This is a genomic window from Paraburkholderia mimosarum LMG 23256 = NBRC 106338 (assembly GCF_000739815.1).
Taxonomy (GTDB): domain Bacteria; phylum Pseudomonadota; class Gammaproteobacteria; order Burkholderiales; family Burkholderiaceae; genus Paraburkholderia; species Paraburkholderia mimosarum.
Genome location: NZ_BBJJ01000244.1, coordinates 1 through 2,171, shown reverse-complemented (window position 1 = coordinate 2,171; position 2,171 = coordinate 1). Strand labels below are relative to the sequence as shown.

The 2,171-nt window shown below is 51.1% G+C and carries 2 protein-coding genes; both read right to left on the bottom strand.

What is annotated here, in order from left to right:
* Window positions 1–86: 86 nt before the first annotated feature.
* Window positions 87–1,367 carry a hypothetical protein gene (locus tag BMI01S_RS41695; RefSeq protein WP_154671548.1) on the bottom strand — a complete coding sequence of 427 codons (1,281 nt, stop codon included), beginning with the start codon at window positions 1,365–1,367 and terminating at the stop codon, window positions 87–89.
* A gap of 10 nt (window positions 1,368–1,377) precedes the next feature.
* The coding region (locus BMI01S_RS40375; protein WP_303621357.1) for a formyltransferase family protein at window positions 1,378–2,171 on the bottom strand (794 nt) is incomplete at its 5' end.

Genomic DNA, 2,171 nt, shown 5'->3' with positions numbered 1-2,171 from the left:
CAGGCTGCTTCCGCTCGTCTGTGTAACGCAAAAATCGCGCTTTTTGAACCACGCCCCCGTGGGCTACTCACCTAAGGGGCGACTACTCAGTTCGATTCGGTAAACTGAATCGACGGCGTCACACCTGGTGTGGCAATACATGCTCCCAAGGTTAAATTATTCGTTTCCCCGGTTGTCCCGCCCGGCAAACACTGTGGTGCATATGTGGTTGCGTCGTTTACTTGCAGATTTACGGTAATTGACGTTTTTGGTTTAAAATATAATCTTGAGCCGTTGCCATTGCCGAAAATATTAAATTCAGACTGCTTCCAGACCTGTCCGATATCAAGGGTGGCCTCCGGCTGGTTTACGCTGTAGGCATTACCGTTATACGTGAGCATTACGGTATCGGTTGCACCCGAGCCGGACGTCGACGCATATCCCGCCAAGGTTGTCAGGTAGAGATTGCCCACGGGAATGTATGGCGCCGCAACAGCGAGACTGTTTTTATAGCATGCTTTAATAGTTTTGTCTATAGGTTCGTCCCAGCCAGCGGGGCATCGATTATAATCGTCGCTATTTATCAGCATTATCCAGTCCTGAATAAATATTTGCGGCCCTCTGGGAACTTGATCCTGAGACCCATAATCAGACGAATAAATGAATTGCTGCCACACTCGACAATCCGGATGAAACCCATTCTGCGCACAATAGGATGCATTAGTGCCAAAATTAGTATTAAGTTGAAGCGTATAACCCCTCGACTCATTCGCTAAGCCCGTATCTGCTAAGCCACTTACAACGGTTCCCGGGAAGCTCCCAATTGCCGAGGTCGTGAGCCCAGTCGTCTGTGCGATATAATCGGCCCGATTTCCTTTGTAATCGGTCTGATTCCCTGCGGTCTGTCCCCATTGATTCATTGTTACCTTTCCCTTCGTTTCGGCGGGAGGTGCATGTTTCGGAGCAGGGGCCGGATGAGATACCTTTGCGCACGTCGCTTTCTGCCACGTGGTTTCGGGATACGACATCGAGTAGCATCCCGTGCCAGGAGGAGGTCCCATTTGTTTTACTGCCTCTTGCCAAATTTTTTGTTGTTCCTTCGACGCCTGTGCATAAGGCAGTTTTGCGTCAGTGTCGGAGGTAGACGATTGAGCATAAACGGCAGACGTTGACAAAGCAGTGCTCAGGCTGGCGATCGCCATCACTGCCAGCGTTCTGCGATACTTGCATGCATTCATTTTCTTGATTGATAGCAATATTTTTCTCCCTACTGGTTGCAGGTTTTTCTCAGGTGTAAAAACAGGGCTTGGTCCGGATATGTGTACCACGCGCTCGATCGGTGCCAATTCAGCCAAAGCGCCAAAAACATTTCCGAACTTGACTGCCATTTCGTCACAGTCAAAGCCGACGATGAAAAAAGGGAAGCTGCAACGATCTAAACCCTGCAAGCCGCTGTCGCCAAAATGCCTCTTGCTCGGCTAACATTTCGAGCTCGGCAGTTATGATCGACGCCTGCTTTTCACCGAATACGTGAAGACGATCTCCTATACCTAGATCGTGATGCTTCGCAAGCGCCCACGCGTCAATAGATTGACCGTCTGGGCCAGAAAACCAAACATCCACATCTTGCGTAGCTGTCGCCACACGCCAATGCCTACGGTGGATCTCCAGCAAGGAACCCGGAAGCTCATCCGAGCATCGACCCAGAACCTTTAGGCGTTTGACGGCCACAAGTTCATCGACCAAGAGAACCTTGGCCAGCCCCAACGGGTTGGGATAATCCGCCCCGAAATCCAAGGCCCGCACCATTGCCGCCAAATCTTCCGCAGATCGATCCCAACGTACACAACCCCCGACATCGGGCCTCCGACGCCTCGGAAAGTAGCTCCTATCCAGCAACCTTTGCGGACGGATATCTAGGGTCCCGCCTGCCAATCCAATTAGCAGATCACGGAATCCCCCGATAGCAGCCTCATAACATTTAATGTTTAGGGTCAATGCGGTGTCGGTCGACGTTATTAAAACCCGACGTCGAACGACCACGTCACGCGTATCAATGCCTTGATCTATACGATGCCACGTAATTGCATATTCGCTTTCGCCGGCAAGCAACGCCCAAGAAGTGGCATGAGTTCCCGCATATTGAGGCAGGGGGCCATCATGGTAATTGAAAGCACCTTGACGTGCTTGCC